Raw genomic sequence first — 18,314 nt, 5'->3', positions numbered from 1 at the left:
GGAGCTCGCGCTGCGCACGCGCTTTTTTCGCGACTTAAGCCAACAGCGTTTGGAGCAAGGGCTTCCGCCTTGCGGCGGGTCACTTTTCTTTGCTGGCCCAAAGAAAAGTAACCAAAAGAAAGGGCTTTTCCCCGAGGGATCTACAGCTGGCGATCGGACGGCTGCTCGGGATTTTCCGATTCGCCAATCCTTGGCTCAGTCGGAAAACGGCGGGCATCCATGCCCGCCGCCCTTCGGGTCGACGACCGACTCGGCGTTTGGGTCACGCTGAAGTGCAAAGGCGACTAGAAAGAAGCAACAACCGACTCCTAACAACGGACAACGGGCAACGGGCAACCGGCAACCGGCAAGCGGCAAGCGGCAAGCGGCAAGCGGCAAGCGGCAAGCGGCAAGCGGCAAGCGGCAAGCGGCAACATCCTGCTTCACCCAAAGCGGCGCTGCACTTAGCCTCCCGCTCACGGCTCACGGCTCAAGAAACGACTTGTCACGCTGGTACCTACACTCGCGCCTGCAGTGCCACCCGAAGAAAAAGGCCCGGTTTCCCGGGCCTTTTTCTGCTCAAACAGCAATGTCTGCGCTCAGTCCGCCCAATGCCCCGGCTGCTGCGCGGTCGGCAGCACCTGCGCCGACAGCTTGCCGTCGTTGTTGAGCAGGCGAATCGCATCGGCCAGGATCGCCGCCGACTCGCGCAGCAGCGGATCCGGGCGGTCCTCGGCCGCCTTCTCGCGCGCCACGTCCTTGCGCAGGTCGCGTTCGCCGGCCTGCAGGCCATCATCAGCGCTGTCATCGGCAAGCGGATCAAGCGCGAGTCCGAGGGAAAGCCGCTCGGCCTGGCGCTGCTTGCGCTTGGTGTCCTCGCGGTCACGCTCGGCGCGGCGCTCGGCCTCGTTGAGCGAGATCGACTTCTCGGCCTGCTTCTCGCGGAACTGCGCCACGTCCTCGGCCCACCACTGGAACTCGCGGTCGCCCTTTGTGCGTGCCTCGTGCAGCGCGTCGAGCTTGGGCAGCAGCGGCGCGAAGTTGCCGTAGCGCGTGTGCGGCACCGCCGCGATGCGCGTCCACGGCAGCGCGTTCTCGTAGGTGCTCTCGCCGAACTCGCTCGCATCGACCGACGCCGGGAACGTGATGTCCGGCACGATGCCCTTGTTCTGCGTCGAGCCGCCGCTGGGGCGGAAGAATTGCGCGATCGTCAGCTTGACTTGGCCGAAGCGCGCGGCCTCGTTTGCCGGCCAACGGTCGAGGTCGACGAGGTTCTGCACCGTGCCCTTGCCGAAGCTGGTCTCGCCGATCACGAGGCCGCGGCCGTAGTCCTGGATCGCACCGGCGAAGATCTCCGATGCCGACGCCGAGCCGCGGTTGATCAGCACCGCGAGCGGGCCTTCCCATGCGATGCCAGCGTCCTGGTCGCTTTCGACGCTAACGCGCCCACCGGACTCGCGCACCTGCACGACCGGACCACGGTCGATGAACAGGCCAGTCAGTTCGATCGCTTCGTTGAGCGAGCCACCGCCGTTGTTGCGAAGGTCCAGCACGACGCCATCGACGTTCTCCGCGCGCAGCTTGGCGAGCAGCTTGGCGACGTCACGCGTGGCCGAGGCGTAGTCGCCCTTGTTGAGGCGACGGCCTTCGAAATCTTGGTAGAAGCCCGGCAACTCGATCACGCCGATGCGCTTTTCCGCCTGCCCCGACGCGCCGGCCGGGATCGTCAGGATCTCGGACTTCGCGGCCTGGTCCTCGAGCCGCACCTTCTCGCGCACCATCACGACGCGCGCGGGCTTGCTGTCCAGATCGGCCTCGGCCGGGATCACGTCGAGCCGCACCTTCGTGCCCTTCTCGCCGCGGATCTTCGCGACCACGTCGTCGATGCGCCAGCCGACCACGTCTTCCATCGGCCCGCTCTCGCCCTGCCCGACCGCGACCACGCGATCGCCGGGCTTGACCTTGCCGGACTTGCTGGCCGGACCGCCGGGCACGATCTCGCGGATCGCGACCACGTCGTCCTGGCGCTGCAACACCGCGCCGATGCCCTCGAGCGAGAGCGACATCGACAGGTTGAAGTTGTCGGCCGAGCGCGGGGTGAAGTAATCGGTGTGCGGATCGATCGCGTTCGCGTACGAATTGACGAACGTCTGGAAGACGTCCTCGCCCTTGAGCTCGGCGATGCCGCTGGCGAGGTTCGTATAACGCTTGTCGAGCGTCTTGCGGATCTCGTCGGGCTTCTTGCCCGCGAGCTTCAGGCGCAGCCAATCATTGCGCACCGACTGCTTCCACAGCGCATCGAGCGCAGCGGTGTCGGCGGGCCAAGCGGCCTCTTCGCGGTCGTATTCGAAGCGGTCGCTGCCTTCGAACTCGAAGATGTCCTGCTTGAGCAGGTTGCGCGCGTACGCGACGCGTTCGTCGACCCGCTTGCGGTAGAGCGAGAACATCGCGTACGCGGGATCGAGGCGGCCGGCCTTGATCGCGTCGTCGAGCTTGAGCTTGTATGCGTCGAACTTCGCGATGTCGGCCGCAGTGAAGAACTGCTTGGATCCATCCAGCGATTCGAGGTAGCGCTCGTACATGTCGGTCGACAGCGCGTCATCGAGCGGGCGCGGCCGGTAGGCGTAGCGGCTGTCGGACAGCAGGCCGTACACGAGCTTCGCCGCAGTGACCTGGTCGGTCGTCGGCGCCGCCGGCAACGAAGTCACCTTCGCCTTGTCGATCAGCGCTTTGTCGGCCTGCGCGTCGGTTGCCGGCGATGCGACCGGCGGAACCACCGGCGTATCGGCGCCCAGCAGCGCGAGCGGCGCGGCCAGCAGCAGCGCGGCGGACAGGTAGGTACGGCGGGAGAGTGCTTTCATAGGCATGCGATCGCGGCCTGCGCGGCCTGGCTAGTACAGCAGGGGAATGTCGTCAGCTTCGTACGGCTTTCGACAACTCCACAGTGCCGAAAGTTGCCGAGCCTGTCACCTGCGCCACACCCGGGCCGGGCACTGCGGCAGGTCGCCGTTCATCGGCAAACCCAGCTTGCGCGCACAGCCGTGAGCGACGGGTTACATCGCCGTTATCGATACGGTATGCCGGCGCGGCGGGATGCAACGTTGCGTTGCATCGTGCGCGTGTCTATGCGGCGACGAAACCCGCGTCGATCGCCTGGCGGTCGGCGTGGTAGGACGAACGCACGAGCGGGCCCGAGGCGACATGCGTGAATCCCAGCGACATGCCGTAGTCCTCGAGTGCCTTGAACTCCTCGGGCGTCCAGTAGCGCAGCACCGGGTGGTGGTGCGGCGTTGGCTGCAGGTACTGGCCGATCGTGATCATGTCCACGTCATGCGCGCGCAGGTCGCGCAGCGTGCCCTGCACCTGCTCCATGTCCTCGCCGAGGCCCAGCATGATGCCGGACTTGGTCGCGACCTCCGGATGCTGCGCCTTGAAGCGCTGCAGCAGCGTCAGCGACCACTGGTAGTCCGCGCCGGGCCGCACGTTGCGATAGAGCTCGGGCACGGTCTCGACGTTGTGGTTGAACACGTCCGGCGGGCTCGTCGCGAGGATCTCGAGCGCGCGGTCCATGCGGCCCTTGCCGCGGAAATCCGGCGTGAGGATCTCGATCTTCGTGCGCGGGCTGTGCTCGCGGATCGCGCGGATGCAGTCGACGAAGTGCTGGGCGCCGCCGTCGCGCAGGTCGTCGCGGTCGACGCTGGTCACCACGACGTACTTCAGGCCCATGTCCGCGACCGTGGTCGCCAGGCTCAGCGGCTCACTCGCATCCGGCGGCTTCGGACGGCCGTGGGCGACGTCGCAGAAGCTGCAGCGGCGCGTGCAGACCTCGCCGAGGATCATGAACGTCGCGGTGCCGTGGCTGAAGCATTCGTGGATGTTCGGGCAGCTGGCCTCCTCGCATACGGTGACGAGGCGGTTCTCGCGCAGCTTGGCCTTGAGTTGCTGCACCGAGTTGCCCGACGGGATGCGCACGCGGATCCAGGAAGGTTTACGCAGCAGCGGCGCGTCGGCGAACTGCACCGGGCTGCGCGCGATCTTGTCGCCGCCGAGCTGCTTGACGCCCTGCTGCAGCGCGGCCGGCTGCGTCGCCGTGTCGGTGCCGACGACCGCGAGCGGGATGGTCCTGGAGGCGGCGTCGGTCATGGCAGTGTTCTCGAAAGGCGGACAGACCGGCGCGGGAAGCCGCGGCCGGGCCCGTATTTTCTCAGGTTTGCGAGGTCGGCGCGTCGCAGGGCTCGAGCGCGAGCGTGAACTGGCGTGCGATCTGCTCCAGCAGCACCGGCTTGACCGCCGCGATACCCGACGGCCCGCCGAGATCGGCCACCGAGGTGACCTGCAGACCGGCGTAGCCGCAGGGGTTGATGCGGCGGAACGGCTCGAGGTCCATCGCGATGTTGAACGCGAGCCCATGGAACGTGCAGCCGCGGCGCACGCGGATACCGAGCGCCATGACTTTTGCACCGTTCACGTAAACGCCGGGCGCGCCGTCGCGGCGCGCGCCCTCGATGTTCCACTCGTCGAGGGTGTCGATGACCGCCTGCTCGATTCGCTCGACGTATTCGCGCACGCCAATGTCGAGCCGGCGCAGGTCGAGCAGCGGATAGACCACGAGCTGGCCCGGGCCGTGATAGGTGACCTGACCGCCGCGATCGACCTGCAGCACCGGGATATTCCCCGGCATCAGCACGTGCTCGGGCTTGCCGGCCTGGCCAAGCGTGAACACCGGCGAATGCTCGACCAGCCACAGCTCGTCGGGCGTGTCGTCGCCGCGTGTATCGGTGAACGCCTGCATCGCGCGCCAGATGGGCTCGTACGGCTGCAGGCCCAGGTCGCGCACGCGCGCGGCGGGCCGCGCCGAAGCGCCGTCAGACGCCGCGACCGGGTGCGCGAGCGCATTCATGAGGTAGCGCGTGCGACCGGGGATCGATTTGCGGCGGCTGCGCGGATCAGAGCGTCCACTTCACGTCCGGGTGGTCGCGCAGCACCTGGTGCGCGCGGTCGTAGTGCTCGCGGCTCGCGGCCAGGAATGCAACCCGCACTGACACGTACTTGCCGCCGGACGACTGGCGGGCCTGCACGGCGCCGTCGAGTACCTCGATGCCGGCGTCGCGCAGCCGCTGCGGCAGCGCGCGCTCCAGCCCGGTTTGCGCCAGGCCCATCGCGCTCAGTTCGAACATGCCCGGGAACTGGAACCCGTGCTCGGGATTGTCGGAATGGATTTCCATGCGCGGATTATGGGTGCGGAAGCAGGGCGACCCAAGAGCCGGCAGCCGCCGCGGAAAACGAAAGGCCGCCCTGTGGCGGCCTTTCGAGGATCAGTGGAGCGTTGCAGCCGCCGGCGGGAAATCGCGGCGGCAGACGGTTACGACTCCCACCACATCAGCAGTTCATGCCACAGGCGCTTGAAGAAGCCGGCCTCCTCGACCGCTTCGAGCGCGACCAGCGGGCGCTGCGCGACCGGCTTGCCGTCGAGCGTGACCTTAACGGTACCGATCTGCTGGCCCTTCTTGATCGGCGCGACCAGCGTGCTCGGCACGTCCATCGTCGACTTCAGGCGGTCGTAGCGGCCGCGCGGCACGGTGATGAGCATCGGCGCGGTGAGGCCGAGCTTGAGTTCGTTCTCCTCGCCCTTCCAGACCTTCTGGGTCGCGATCGCCTTGGCCGGCTCGAACAGGCGGTGCGTCTCGAAGAACCGGAAGCCCCAGTTCAGCAGCGCCTGGCTGTCGTCGGCGCGCTGCTTCTCGCTGGTCGAACCGACCACGACCGAAATCAGGCGCTGATCGCCGCGCTTGGCCGAGGCCATCAGGCCGTAGCCCGCGCTCGAGGTGTGGCCGGTTTTGATGCCGTCGACCGACGGGTCGCGCCACAGCAGCAGGTTGCGGTTGGCCTGCGTGATCGGCCCGACCGTGAACGACTTGATCTTGTTGTACGAGTACGCCTCGGGGAAATCGCGGATCAGCGCGCGGCCGAGCACGGCGAGATCGCGCACCGTCGTGACATGCCCCTCGGCCGGCAGGCCGTGCGGATTCACGAAGTTCGTGTTCTTCATGCCGATGCGCTGGCCGTACTGGTTCATCAGCGAGGCGAACGCGTCGGTGCTGCCGGCGATGTGTTCGGCCAGGGCGATCGCGGCATCGTTGCCGGACTGGATCACCATGCCCTTTTCCATCTGCTCGAGCGGTGCGGTCTTGTTAACCTCGAAGCCCGAGTAGCTGCCGTCCGTGCCCGCGCCGCCTTCGCGCCAGGCGTTCTCGCTCATCATCACCGGATCGGTCGGCTTGACCTTGCCGCCGGCCATCTCGGCGGCGACGACATAGCTCGTCATCACTTTGGTGATGCTCGCCGGTTCGACCTGCATGTCGATGTTTTCACCGGCCAGCACGTTGCCGCTGGCGGAATCCATCAGGATCCACGCCTTGCCCACCACTTTCGGCGGCGGCGGAATCGGCAGCGAGTCGCTGAGCGCGCGTGGGGCATCGGCCGGCTTCGGCTGGGCGGCCGGCGACTGGGCCAGGGCCAGGCCGAACACTGCGGTCAGCGCGGCGGAAGCGGCCCAAGCGGCAAGGGTGGAACGGGCTTTCATGGGTCTGTCTCCGGAGCCGGCAATGCGCCGGCGGATCGATTCGAGGTCAGTCGCGTACGCGCCTGGGCGGGCCGAAACCCAGACTGGCGAGCCGCGTCGCGAGTTCCGCTTCACCGGCTTCGGCCACCGGGCCGATGCGCAGGCGCCACACCGGCTGGCCGTTCGCGACGCCGTCCTGCAGGCGCGCGCCGATGATGCCGGCCTCGCGCAGCAGCGTGAGCGCTCGGTCGGCGTTGTTGCGTGCGCCGAAGCTTGCGACCTGCAGCATGAGCCCTTCGGTCACCGCGCTCGCTGAAGCCGCTACCGCCTGCGGCGCTTCCGACACCGCCTGAGGGACGACGGCCTGGGACACAGCCGCTTCGGGCGTCGGCGCAGATGGCTTGAGGGCGGTCGGCTGGCCGGTCGCGACGCGGATCTGGCGATCCTTCATCCACGCCTCGAACTCGTCGGCGCCCATCGGCTTGCCGTCCCGGCGCATGTCGAAACGCGCGTCGGCGGACGACGCAGCCGACGCGTCCGCGCTGGCGACCGGGGTCGCGCCTGCAACCTGGGTCGTCGACACCGCGGCCGCTGCAGACTCGGCTCCCGCGATCTTGCGTTGCTTGCGGCCGGCCGGGATTGCCGCGACCAGGCGGTCGAGCGCGCTGCGCACAACGCCGGGGCTGGTGTTGACCGCACCCATCGCCGGCGCGCGCTTGCCCTTGCCCGCGAAGATCGTGCCGTTGTCGCCCGGATGCACGGCGCGCACTTCGACGCGGCCGGTTCCCTGGTGGGTGATGCCGAGCTTCACCGCGGCGGCGTAGCTCAGATCGATCACGCGGCCGTCGTGGAACGGGCCGCGGTCGTTGACGCGCACGACGACGGACTTGCCGTTATCGAGGTTGGTCACGCGCGCGAAGCTCGGCAGCGGCAGCGACTTGTGCGCCGCAGTGAATGCGTACATGTCGTACACCTCGAGGTTCGAGGTGCGGCGGCCGTGGAACTTCTGGCCGTAATACGACGCAATGCCCTGCTCTACGTAGCCACGGCTGTCGTCGAGCACGTAGTAGGTCTTGCCGAGCACGGTGTAGCTGGAGCGGTTGCCGACGCGCGAGCGCGGCACGGCGATGACGTCGGGCTCGGGAATCGCATCGACGTCCGGCACATAGTCGGGCGTGCTGTCGGCGACACCGGGCTTGTACAGGCCACCCGCGACGTAATCGCCACGCGTGCGCGGATCTTCCTTCGCAGCCGCGTACGGTGAGGCCTTCGGCGGAACCGGCAGCGGCAACGCCCGCGCGGAAGATGCGGCGGGCACCGCCAGCGGCGGCAATGGGGGCTGGGAAGCGGACTCGGCCGTCTTCTTCGGCGCGCTGGCGCAGGCGGCGAGCCCGAGGGCCGCCGTGGCAAGGATGAGCGCCCTCATGCGCCAGGTAATCCGGCCGGCGCCAGCACCTGCGCGGCGGGCGGCATTTGCCGCCCGGCAATCGCCTCGGCCAGCGTGTGCACGGCCATCGCGTAGTGCTTGGAGATGTTGTAGCGCGTGATCGCGTAGAAGTTGCGGAACGTGATCCACGGCTCGCGCCCCGTGGCCCCGTCGAGGTAGACGACCGTAGCGGCCTGCTGCGGCGGCATCGGCGTCGCCGGGCGGTAGCCGAGCGCTGCGAGGTCGGCGAGCGTGTACGCCGGCTCGAAGCCTTCAGGCGCGAACGGCTTCGCATCGGCAGCGACGAGCGCGGGCGCAACCACCGGGCCACCGCGCTCCCAGCCGCCCTTCTGCACGAAGTAGTTCGCGATCGAAGCGAACACATCGTCGAGGTTGTTGAACAGGTCGCGCTTGCCATCGCCGTCGCCATCGACCGCGAACTCGAGGTAGCTCGACGGCATGAACTGGCCCCAGCCCATCGCGCCGGCATAGCTGCCGGTCAGCGTGCCGACGTCGAAGCCTTCAGCCTTGCCGAGCGCGAACAGCATGCCAAGCTCGTTGCGGAAGAACGCCTCGCGGCGCGCTTCGCGATCGGCCTTGGCCGGATCGCCGGTCCGCGGGTACGCGAAGCCGAGCGTGTACAGCGCATCGACAACCGGGTACTTGCCGGTGTTCGCACCGAAGCTGGTCTCGATACCGATGATCGCGACGATGACCTCGGCCGGCACGCCGTATTTCGCTTCCACGCGTGCAAGTTTCTCACGGTGCTTTTCGAGGAATGCACGGCCGCCGTTGATGCGCGCATCGGTGACCAGCAACGGGCGGTAATCACGCCACGGCTTGGCTTCGGCCGGACGCGACATGGCCTTGATGATCGGTTCGCGCATCTGGGCACGTGCGAGCACGGCTTCGATGTGCGCCGCATCAACGCCGTATTTCGCTGCGGTATCGCGCACGAACATCGCGCGCGCCTGCTCGAGCGGCATCTGCGGATACGGATCCGGCAGTGGCGTCGTGCCGGGCGGCTTGAAGACCGGCAGCGTCGGCGGCGGAGCAGGCGGCGCGACGGCGGCCTGCTCCTGTGCAATCGGTGGCGGGGCCTGCGTGGCGCAGCCCGCAAGGGCTAGCGCAAGCGCGCAGGTCACGATGCGTCGGGCGGAGGGGCTTCGGCTCATCGGCGCGAGGGTAGCACGCAGCTCCAAGCCTCCAAACCCGAGCGCAGATTCAAAAATGAATGCTCGAGTCAGCTTCGGCGACGAATGCGCGGACGCGTTCGACGCTGTTTTCTCAGGCTGCGGATGCACGTTACGCATGTGCTCAGTGACCATGCACCGGCCGGTGCGCACGTACCGCCATTACCACGCCAAGGCCCGCGAGCAACGACACCGCGGACGTGCCGCCATAGCTCAGCAACGGCATCGGCACACCCACCACCGGCAGCAGCCCCGAGATCATGCCGCCGTTGACGATCACGTAGACGCAGAACGCAAGCCCGAGCGCGCCGGCAAGCAGACGTGAGTAACCATCGCGCGCCTCGCTTGCGATCCAGAGGCAGCGCCCGATCACGAACAGGTACAACGCGAGCGCGACGATCACGCCGACCCAGCCGAACTCCTCGGCGAGCACGGCGAAAATGAAGTCGGTCGTGTGTTCGGGCAGGTAGTTCAGATGCGCCTGCGTGCCCTCGCCCCAGCCCTTGCCGGTAAACCCGCCACCGCCGATCGCGATCTTGCTCTGGATGATGTTCCAGCCCGTACCGAGCGGGTCGGATTCGGGATCGAGGAATGTCAGGATGCGGTCCTTCTGGTACGGCCGCAGCAGCCAGAACCATGCGACCGGTGCGATCGCGGCCATACCGCCGGCAGCCGCGCCGAACCACCACCATGGCAGGCCTGCGAGGTAGAGCGCGAATGCACCGCTCGCCGCGACGAGCATGCCGGTGCCGAAGTCGGGCTGCTCGAGGATCAGCAGCGTCGGCACGGCGATGATCACGCCCGCGATGAGTACCGTGCTCAACCGCGGCGGCAACAGCTCGCGGTTGAGGTACCACGCGACCATCATCGGCAGGCTCAGCTTGAGCAGTTCGGCCGGCTGGAAAAAGAACACGCCCAGGTCGATCCAGTGGTTGCCGTGCTTGCCGTCACCGATGAACAGCACCGCGACCAGCGGCACTAGCGACGCGATGAACACCGCAGGCGTCCAGTTGCGCAGCTGGTTCGGCGGCATGCGCGACAGTGCCCACATCGCGGCAAGGCCGACGCCAAAGCGCGCGCCCTGCGCGACGGTCATGCGCATCGAGTTGTCGGCCGCGCTGTAGAGCACGGCCAGGCCGATCACCATCAGCGCCAGCAGCGCTGCGAGCAGCGGCAGGTCGACCGTGCGCATGAAGCGCGCGATCAGGCCGAACAGCCAGCGCAGGATCACGTTCAACGGCGCGGTTCCGGCGGGGCCGACGGCGAGGCGCTGCGCGGTTGTGGGCGCGGCGTCGCAGGCGCTGATGTGGACGGCGTCGTGGCCGCGGCCGGCCGCGATGCGGCATTGCCGGACGCGGTCGGCGGGCGCGCCGCGGCTCCACCCATGGGGACGGAAGCGCCCGGCGTTGCGGGTGCGTTCGCCGTGGGCTTGGCAGGGCTGGTGGGCGCAACCGGACTGCGCGGCGCGGCCTGGTTCGTCGGCGGCGGCGCGATCGACCCCGGGATACCGTCGAGCGTGCCGGGCGGCAGCTGGCGCGTGCTCTCCGGGTCGGGCTCGGGCATCTTGCCCAGCAGCCAGGCGTCGAACACCTTGCGCGCGATCGGCGCGGCGGTGCTGCCGCCGTAACCGCCGTGCTCGACGATGACCGCGACCGCGATCGTCGGGTTCTCGGCCGGGGCGTAACCGACGAACAGCGCCTGGTGCCGCAGGTGATACGGCAGCGAGCGCGGATCGACGCTCTTGCCGCCGGCCTTGCGGCTGATCTTCTGTACGGTGCCGGTCTTGCCGGCCATCATGTACGGCGCGCCGCGCGCCATCGCGGTGGCAGTGCCCTGGCCGTGAATCGTGGCGACCATGCCTTCATGCACCGCCTGCAGATTCGCGGGATTGTCGGTGATCAGCTTCGGCGCGGGCTGCGGCAGCGGCTTCCACGGCGCGCGATAGCCATCGCGGCGATCGGTCACCAGATGCAGCCGGCGCAGGCGGCCGTCGTCGGCGATCGCCGCGGTGCCGCGCGCGAGTTGCAACAGGGTCGAGATCCAATAGCCTTGGCCGATGCCGGCGATCACGGTCTCACCGGGGTACCACGGCTCGCGGGTGCGCCCTGCCTTCCACTGCGGCGACGGCACGATGCCGGGGTTCTCGCCCGCCAGGTCGATGCCGGTCGGCTCGCCGAAGCCATAGCGGCGCATGAAGTGCGCCAGCCGGTCGATCTTCATGTCGTACGCGAGCTTGTAGTAGTAGTAGTTCACCGACAGCGAGATCGACTTGCGCATGTCGGTCCAGCCCGCGCCGCCCGACGAGTCGCGATAGCCGCGGCTCTGCCCGGGAATGCGGAATTCGCCGGTGGAGAACACGCGGTCCTCGGGCTTGCGCATGCCGCTATCGAGGCCCGCAAGCGCGACCAGCGGCTTGATCGTCGAGCCCGGCGGGCCGCCGCCAAGCACGTTGCGGTTGAACAGCGGCCGCGACGGATCGGTGGTCAGGCGCTGGTAGTCGGCGTGCGAGATGCCGTTGACGAACAGGTTCGCGTCGTAGCCCGGCATGCTGACCATCGCCAGCACTTCGCCGGTGCGCGGATCGACCGCGACCGCCGAGCCGTCCCTGTCGCCGAACGCGATCACCATCGCGCGCTGCAGGTCCAGGTCGATGCCCAGCCGCAGGTCCGAGCCCGGCACGGCCGGCACGCGCCCGACCAGGCCCAGCTCGCGCCCGTCGACGTTCGTCTCGACTTTCTCGTAGCCGATGCGTCCGCGCAGCTGCTCCTCGTAGAACCGCTCGAGCCCGGTCTTGCCGCTGTGCGAGAACGCCGCGTTCGCTTCGCCCATCTTCGCCGCGTCTTCTTCGTCGATGCGGGCGACATAGCCGATCACGTGCGCGAACAGCTCGCCGTAGAGGTATCGACGGTTGAGGTAGGAGACGAGCTCGACGCCGGGATAACGCCAGCGATCGACCGCGAAACGCGCGGCTTCCTCTTCGCTGACGCGCAGCTTCAGCGTGATCGGCTTGAAGCCGCGCGATGCGCGCCGCGCTTCTTCGAACTGCTCGATGTCGTCCTCGCTGAGCTCGACGATGCCTTTCAGCGCAGGCAGCCACTTCGCGGGGTCACCGGCCTCGCGCGGCGTGACGTCCAGCCGGTAGGCCGGCACGTTGTCGGCCAGGATGCGTCCCTTGCGGTCATAGATCAGCCCGCGACCCGGCACGACCGGCTGCAGCTTGATGCGGTTCGCCTCCGAACGCGTTGCGTACTCTTCGTGCTCGATCACCTGCAGGCGGAAATACCAGACCGCCAGGCCCACGAGCGCGAGCACGACACCGAGGAACGCGATCGCCGAACGCTGCCGGAAGCGCTCGGCTTCGGCGGCGACGTTCTTCAGCACGCGCCGGCGCGGGCGGGATTTCATCCAGCGCATCGCTCAGCGCCCCCGCCAGCCGCCCAGACGCAATGCGTCGAGCAGCAGAAACACCGGCGCCCACAGCAGCATGCCGGTCAGTGGTGAAAGCCAGAACTCGATCCGCAGCGTCGGTGCGCCGAGCACGACATGCAGGCCCGCCGCAATGATGCGGTCGTTGAGCAGCAGCCCGCCGATCGCGAGCGCCTGCTGCGACAGCGGGAAGAACCGCAGCCGCGCACGGAAGCGCTGCAGGATGAACGCCATCACGACCAGCCGCAGCGCCTGCTCGCCGAGCAGGCTGCCGAACGTGAGGTCGGAGATCAGGCCGACCGTGAACGCAAACCCGAGCCCGACGCGGTCCGGCGTCTCGATCAGCCAGTACGCGAGCACGAGCGCGAGCCAGTACGGCCGCAGCGGCGCGAGCAGCTCCGGCAGCGGCAGCAGGCCGAGCAGCAGCGCGGCCAGCACGCTCAGCGGCAGCGCCCAGGGCGAATGTCCGCGCATCAGCGGCCCTCCCCGTCGGGATCGGGCGCGGCCGGCGGCGCATCCGCCGGGTCCGCGTTGGTGGCGGGGCGTGCGGCGTCGGTTGTATCGGCGGGTTGGGGCGCGGCGGCCGGCGGGGCAGCCGGTGCCTGCACGGGCGGACGCGATGCAGCGTCGGGCGCCGGCGTCGCGGCGGCCGGAGTCCGCGCTGCGCCGGAAACGGGAGCCGCGGGCGACGCACGCCGCGCTGGCGTCGTTGCAGGACGAGCCGTCCGCGGCGGCACGGTGCCGGTGCCGGTGCCGGTGCCGGTGCCGGTGCCGGTGCCGGTGGCGGCCGGCGCCGGTGCTGCTGCGGGCGCGCCCGTGACGGCCGGCGTGCCCTGCGGCGCCGCGGCGGCGGCATCAACCACACGCGGAGGCACCGAACGCAGCAGCAACACGTCGCGCCCACGGTCGAGCTCGGCCGCCGGTCGGACGTCGCCGACGAGGAACGCGCGGCTGTGGTCGGGCTTGAGTGAGGTCACCTTGCCGACCGGGAAGCCGGGCGGAAAGCGCCCGCCGAGCCCGGACGTCACCAGCAGGTCGCCGATCTTGATGTCGCTCGACAGCGGCACGCTTTCAAGCGCGAGCAGGTCACTGCGCCCGCGGCCATACGCAACCAGGCGCACGCCGTTGCGCGCGATCGACACCGGAACCGCGTGGTCGGGATCGGTCACCAGCAGCACGCTGGCATGCATCGGCGTGACCTCCACGACCTGGCCGAGCAGGCCGCCCGCATCGATCACGGTCTGGCCCACGCGCACGCCGTCGCCGCTGCCGGCGGCGAGCACCAGCCGCTGGCGCGTCGGGTCGAGGTCGACGTCGAGGATCGGCGCGAGCTGCGCATCCAGGCGGTCGCGCTGCGCGGCGGCGAGCAACTGGCGCAGGCGGATGTTGTCGGCGGCGATCGTCTGCATGCGCGCCATGCGTGCACGGTCTAGCAGCGCCTGCCGGCGCAGTTCGCGGTTCTCGGCCGTCAGCCGGCTCAGCGTGCCGGCGTCCTCGACGAGCCGTTCGGTCATGCGCCCCGGCAGGCCGGCCACCGCCCACAGCGGCTGCACGAGCACACCGGCCTGCTCACGCGCGCGGTGCAGCCAGCCGCCGCGGTGGTCGAGCACGACCAGCACCAGCGACAGGGCGAGATAGGCCATCAACCGCAGCGTGCCGGTGACATCGCCAGGTCGGGCAGCAGTGGGGGAACCGGCGTAGGGCACTGTGAAGCGGGGAGCCAGAAAGAAATATCGGGAATCGGAAGCGGTGTGCGGAGCCCGGCGCCGCGGCCGGCCGAGCCGGCCGGCGTTACGTGCCATGGGCCGGGCGCCGCGCTGCGACCGCCCGGCCCCCGATTCCCCGGTGTCGCTTTACTCGGGCGCGAAGAACTCGTTGCCGTGCATGTCGACCAGCTCGAGCGCGCGGCCACCGCCGCGTGCGACGCAGGTCAGCGGATCATCGGCCACCTGCACGTGCAGGCCGGTTTCCTCGCTGATCAGGCGATCGAGGTCGCGCAGCAGTGCGCCACCGCCGGTCAGCACGATGCCGCGCTCGGCGACGTCGGCGCAAAGCTCCGGCGGGGTCTGCTCGAGCGCGAGCTTGACGGCCGCAACGATGCCCGACAGCGGCTCGCGCAGCGCATCGAGCACTTCGTTCGAGCTGATCGTGATCATCTTCGGCACACCCTCGGCGAGGTTACGGCCGGAGACGTCGACCGTGCGCGCTTCCTGCAGCGGATAGGCGCAGCCGATCTCGAGCTTGATGCGCTCGGCGGTGGCTTCACCGATCAGCGTGCCGTAGGTGCGGCGCACGTAGGCGATGATCGCCTCGTCGAAGCGGTCGCCACCGATGCGCACCGAGGCCGAATACACGATGCCGTTGAGCGCGATCACCGCGACTTCGGTCGTGCCGCCGCCGATGTCGACGACCATCGAGCCACGTGCCTCGGTGACCGGCATGCCGGCACCGATCGCAGCCGCCATCGGCTCCTCGATCAGATAGACCTCACGCGCGCCGGCCTCTTCGGCCGATTCCTTGATCGCGCGGCGCTCGACCTGCGTCGAACCGCACGGCACGCACACCAGCACGCGCGGGCTCGGACGCATGAAGCGCGAGCGGTGCACCTTGCGGATGAAGTGCTTGAGCATCTCTTCCGTGTAGGTGAAATCGGCAATGACGCCGTCCTTCATCGGCCGGATCGTCGTGATGTGGCCTGGCGTGCGGCCGAGCATCTGCTTGGCCTCTGCACCGACCGCTGCCACCGAGCGATTGCCGCCGACGAGGCGGTCCTGACGCACGGCGACGACCGACGGTTCGTTCAGGACAATGCCCTGACCGCGCACATAGATCAGGGTGTTCGCCGTGCCCAGGTCAATGGACAGGTCATTGGAAAACATGCCGCGAAACTTCTTGAACATCGAGAAAAGGCCGGCCGGAAAGGGGTTGGCAATACAGGTAAAACAGGCGGGCTAGCCTAGCAACGCCCCCCCACCCCGGCAAGGAAAACCGGCGGTTTGGGGCGGTTTACGCCGTGCTTCGTCAGCCCGGGTTCGCAATGCCAGCCATGGGTCACGAAAACGCCGTGCACCGATCGCTTGGGCTGGCAATGCAAATGCGCGCTGGCTGGCGGCCGGTGCAGCCGCTACCCTGTGCGCCGTTTGCCCGACCACATCCAAGGACCTCCGATGTCTGCCCTGATCTGCGGCTCGCTGGCCTACGACACCATCATGGTGTTTCCGGACCAGTTCAAGAATCACATCCTGCCCGACAAGGTGCACATCTTGAACGTGTCGTTCCTGGTACCACGCATGCGCCGCGAGTTCGGGGGCTGCGCGGGCAACATCGCCTACAACCTCAAGCTCATCGGTGGCGATCCGATCCCGATGGCCACGGTCGGTCAGGACTTCGCACCGTATGCCGCGCACTTCGAAAAATGCGGCATCCGCCTGGACCAGGTGCGAGTGATCGATGACATGTTCACGCCGCAGGCATTCATCACGACCGACCTCGACAACAACCAGATCACCGCGTTCCATCCGGGTGCGATGAGCCGCAGCCACGACAACCACGTGCGCAATGTCGATGGCGTAACGTTCGGCATCGTCGCACCTGACGGCCGTGATGGCATGCTGCAGAACGCGGCCGAGTTCGCCGAGTGCGGCATACCGTTCATTTTCGATCCGGGCCAGGCGATGCCGCTGTTCTCGGGCGAGGAGTTCCGCCACTTCATCGAGCTTGCGCAGTACGTGGTCGTCAACGATTACGAGTCGAACCTGCTGCAGGAGCGCACCGGCTGGGACGAGGCGACGATCGCATCGAAGGTGCGCGCCTACATCACCACGCGTGGCCCCCGCGGCTCGCAGATCCACACCGGTGACGGCGTGCACGAAGTGGCGCCGGCGCACGAGCGCCAGGTTGTCGATCCGACCGGCTGCGGCGATGCATACCGCGCCGGCCTGATCCTCGGCCTGATGCGCGGCCTGGAGCTGCCGACCTGCGGGCGCATGGCCTCGCTGATGGGCGCGCTGAAGGTCGAACACCCCGGCACACAGAACCAGCGCTTCACGTACGACGAGTTCGCCGCGCAGTTCAAGCAACAGTTCGGCTACGCGCTGTAAGCGCCGACGCGCAAGCCTCCGACACCCGCTGCGGCGGGTGTTGTCGTTTGCGGGCCGTGCGATCACGCGCCTCGCTTCACATCATGTGCGTCAGCCACAGCACCTGCGGCTGCACGAGCTGCTCGAACTCCGCATAGGGCATGCGCACCGCATCGGTATGCGTGCCGGCGTTGAACGTGATGCGGTCCTGTTCGGTGAGCCGCGAGTCGACATACACCGGCACCCCGTAGAGGTTGCCGAATGGCGGCATCGCGCCCGGTTCGCAGTCAGGAAACAGGCCGCGGAACTCGTCCTCGTGCGCAAGTTCGACGTTCGCACCCGCAAGCGCGAGCGCGATGCGGTGCAGGTCGGCGTGGAAGTTCGACGGCATGACATACATCGCCAGTGCGCCGTCGACCTTGAGCATCACGGTCTTCGCGAACTGCTGCCGCGGCACCCGCACCGCCTCGGCGGTGTGCGGCGCGGTGACGGTGCGCTCGTGATGCAGCGTCGTGTAGTGGCTGTGGGTCTCGTCGAGAAACGAATGCAGTCGTGGGCTGAGCATGGTCGTGCTCCCGGGCGACCGCGCGCTTCCGCTGCGATCCGGCCGCCGCACGGATGGTGCGGGCGCGTCCTGCACCGCAATCGTGCGGGCACACCCGCACGCCACCACGCTAGGCCCGTAGACGATCGTTGCGCGTGATGGCTGCCGCGGCCGTTCGGCATTCGCGGCGCCCGCGTGTTCCTACCGTTATCGACCGCTTGGACTACGCGTCACCGCGCTGCCCGGTGCAGCCCCGCGGCTACCGGCTCAGTTCCAGCCCGGCAGCTTGTCCGGCTGCAGTTCGCCGACTTCGAACACCGCCGTGCGCGTGCCGCCGGCCTTGACCGGGAACTCGACCGCAAGCGTCTTCTCGGCCTGCTGCGCCATCTTCCAAAGCGCCTTCTCGTCCTCGATGAACATCGCGATCGCCTCGTCGGTGTCCGGGCGGCTTGCGGCCATCGAACGCGGCTTGCCCTCATCGAGCGTGACCTTGACCCGGCAGCCGCCGTAGCAGTTGAAATCGCCGCCTTCGAGCGTGAGGTAACTGCTGTCGCCCCACTCCGGATGATCGCGAAAGATCAATCGCACCGGCTGCGCGCCGCTGCCACCGGTGTCGACCGGCTCTTTCGCATAGATCGCGGCCGACAGCTGCTTGCCGCCGGGGACCGCTTCGGTCTGGTACGTCCAAAGGCCCGTCAGACGCCGCTTCTCGCGTTCGGCATCGGCGTTCGCCTTCGCCTCCTCGTATTGTGGCTTGATGCGCGCGGCGGCCTTCGTGTCGGCGTACTTCGCCATCAACACGTCGCCGTGCGCACGCGCCAGGCCCCAGTTCTGCTTGGCGAATTCGGCCTCGAACTGCTTCGCTGCCTCCTCGGCGGCCTGTTCGCTCGCGGCGGCCTGCGCCGCGGCTTGCGCGGCCGGGTCTTCGGCAGGACTGCATGCAGCAAGCGCGAGCGCGGCGGCGAGCAGGAGTCCGGGTCTGGTCGTCATCGCAGGTCTCCGATCAGGTAGTGAGCATCGTTGCGCAGGCCGCGTCGACACCGCGGCATCGCGACTTGATCCGGTGCGGCACCACCCGGCGAAGTCACCGTGCGGCGCCGGACAG

15 protein-coding genes are annotated in these 18,314 nt (G+C 68.4%); 1 reads left to right on the top strand and 14 read right to left on the bottom strand.

Annotation, left to right across the window (positions count from 1 at the left end; all coding sequences use genetic code 11):
* Window positions 1–578 precede the first annotated feature (578 nt).
* The 12 genes from ACFFGH_RS02165 to ACFFGH_RS02110 all read right to left on the bottom strand — a co-directional run bounded on the left by ACFFGH_RS02165 (window position 579) and on the right by ACFFGH_RS02110 (window position 15,486).
* Complete coding sequence (locus tag ACFFGH_RS02165) at window positions 579–2,840, bottom strand: carboxy terminal-processing peptidase (RefSeq protein ID WP_386664412.1); 2,262 nt, start codon at window positions 2,838–2,840, stop codon at window positions 579–581.
* Window positions 2,841–3,102: 262 nt separating this feature from the next.
* Window positions 3,103–4,122 carry a lipoyl synthase gene (gene lipA, locus ACFFGH_RS02160; protein WP_386664410.1) on the bottom strand — a complete coding sequence of 340 codons (1,020 nt, stop codon included), beginning with the start codon at window positions 4,120–4,122 and terminating at the stop codon, window positions 3,103–3,105.
* A 61-nt stretch (window positions 4,123–4,183) separates the two neighbouring features.
* Window positions 4,184–4,879, bottom strand: a complete 696-nt coding sequence (gene lipB, locus ACFFGH_RS02155) for a lipoyl(octanoyl) transferase LipB (RefSeq protein WP_386664408.1) — start codon at window positions 4,877–4,879, stop codon at window positions 4,184–4,186.
* Between the two features lie 46 nt (window positions 4,880–4,925).
* Window positions 4,926–5,204, bottom strand: a complete 279-nt coding sequence (locus ACFFGH_RS02150) for a DUF493 family protein (protein WP_386664406.1) — start codon at window positions 5,202–5,204, stop codon at window positions 4,926–4,928.
* Between the two features lie 137 nt (window positions 5,205–5,341).
* Window positions 5,342–6,562 (bottom strand): D-alanyl-D-alanine carboxypeptidase family protein, encoded by a 1,221-nt coding sequence (locus ACFFGH_RS02145; protein ID WP_386664404.1) that lies wholly within the window; start codon window positions 6,560–6,562, stop codon window positions 5,342–5,344.
* Between the two features lie 46 nt (window positions 6,563–6,608).
* Window positions 6,609–7,967: a septal ring lytic transglycosylase RlpA family protein gene (locus tag ACFFGH_RS02140; RefSeq protein WP_386664403.1), complete on the bottom strand. Its 1,359-nt coding sequence runs from the start codon at window positions 7,965–7,967 to the stop codon at window positions 6,609–6,611.
* Window positions 7,964–9,142 (bottom strand): lytic murein transglycosylase B, encoded by a 1,179-nt coding sequence (mltB, locus tag ACFFGH_RS02135; RefSeq protein WP_386664401.1) that lies wholly within the window; start codon window positions 9,140–9,142, stop codon window positions 7,964–7,966. The genes ACFFGH_RS02140 and mltB overlap by 4 nt, the downstream gene beginning before the upstream one ends.
* Window positions 9,143–9,284: 142 nt before the next feature.
* Window positions 9,285–10,397 (bottom strand): rod shape-determining protein RodA, encoded by a 1,113-nt coding sequence (rodA, locus tag ACFFGH_RS02130; protein ID WP_386664399.1) that lies wholly within the window; start codon window positions 10,395–10,397, stop codon window positions 9,285–9,287.
* The gene (gene mrdA / locus ACFFGH_RS02125) at window positions 10,394–12,565 is read right to left on the bottom strand and encodes a penicillin-binding protein 2 (protein ID WP_386664397.1); all 2,172 of its coding nucleotides are present in this window, start codon (window positions 12,563–12,565) and stop codon (window positions 10,394–10,396) included. Before mrdA ends, rodA begins: the two co-directional genes overlap by 4 nt.
* Window positions 12,566–12,577: 12 nt before the next feature.
* Window positions 12,578–13,063: a rod shape-determining protein MreD gene (gene mreD / locus ACFFGH_RS02120; RefSeq protein ID WP_386667294.1), complete on the bottom strand. Its 486-nt coding sequence runs from the start codon at window positions 13,061–13,063 to the stop codon at window positions 12,578–12,580.
* On the bottom strand, window positions 13,060–14,229 hold the full coding sequence (mreC, locus tag ACFFGH_RS02115) for a rod shape-determining protein MreC (RefSeq protein ID WP_386664395.1): 1,170 nt from the start codon (window positions 14,227–14,229) through the stop codon (window positions 13,060–13,062). Before mreC ends, mreD begins: the two co-directional genes overlap by 4 nt.
* A 210-nt stretch (window positions 14,230–14,439) precedes the next feature.
* Entirely contained in the window at window positions 14,440–15,486 is a 1,047-nt protein-coding gene (locus ACFFGH_RS02110; protein WP_386664394.1) for a rod shape-determining protein, read from the bottom strand.
* A gap of 267 nt (window positions 15,487–15,753) precedes the next feature.
* On the opposite strand from ACFFGH_RS02110, the gene ACFFGH_RS02105 reads away from it, so the two are divergent.
* Window positions 15,754–16,686, top strand: coding sequence for a carbohydrate kinase family protein (locus ACFFGH_RS02105; protein ID WP_386664393.1), 933 nt, complete (start codon window positions 15,754–15,756; stop codon window positions 16,684–16,686).
* Between the two features lie 76 nt (window positions 16,687–16,762).
* On the opposite strand, the gene ACFFGH_RS02100 is transcribed toward ACFFGH_RS02105, so the two are convergent.
* Window positions 16,763–17,230, bottom strand: coding sequence for an aminoacyl-tRNA deacylase (locus ACFFGH_RS02100; protein WP_386664391.1), 468 nt, complete (start codon window positions 17,228–17,230; stop codon window positions 16,763–16,765).
* A gap of 246 nt (window positions 17,231–17,476) precedes the next feature.
* On the bottom strand, window positions 17,477–18,199 hold the full coding sequence (locus ACFFGH_RS02095) for a hypothetical protein (RefSeq protein ID WP_386664389.1): 723 nt from the start codon (window positions 18,197–18,199) through the stop codon (window positions 17,477–17,479).
* Window positions 18,200–18,314 lie beyond the last annotated feature (115 nt).

It is taken from the genome of Lysobacter korlensis, assembly GCF_042434515.1.
This window is presented reverse-complemented; position numbering and strand designations above follow the sequence as displayed.